Consider the following 586-nt stretch of genomic DNA (forward strand, 5'->3'; position numbering starts at 1 on the left):
TCAATTAACACCCAGCATTTCTACAGAATACTCACAAAAAACTGTGGATAACTACTCGTCACTGTCAAAGAAATAGGATATTCGCGAGCGTGGGTTTAGGTACTCTTTTATCTTATCTGGCAATTTAGATGGATGAATCGCATTTACGATCCTCAAATCTTTCGATGCAAGCTCAATGATGGGAGCTTGAGTTCTTGGCACTGATGGGTCGTAAACCAGAACATTTGGAAATAGCAGGTTTGAAGCGTTCACTGAGATGACCAATCCCACCATATTATTAGATAGCTGAACAACCGTGCCAGGAGGGAAGACGCCCATGAACTTGATCAGGATATTAAGGATCTCTTCTTTCTATAGGTGTTTACAGTTTTGATATAAATGAGAAAGGGCGGTGTATGGGATTTTCTGTTCGGATGCGATCGGAGTATGGCACAAGTTATCAAATGCATTCGCCACTATGACAATTTGAGCCAATTCATCAATTTCATCCCCTTTAAGACCCTCAGGATAACCGGAGCCATCTCTTAACTCATGATGCTGAGCAATCACGGTTTTAGCTGGTTCAGGAAAACCTTCGATCTGATTC

1 pseudogene is annotated in these 586 nt (G+C 41.6%); it reads right to left on the reverse strand.

Annotated elements, in window-relative coordinates:
• Window positions 1-51: 51 nt before the first annotated feature.
• Window positions 52-586: pseudogene (locus tag R7Q11_RS27945) on the reverse strand (HD-GYP domain-containing protein); the annotation flags it as partial.

The organism is Vibrio sp. 970 (assembly GCF_033339075.1).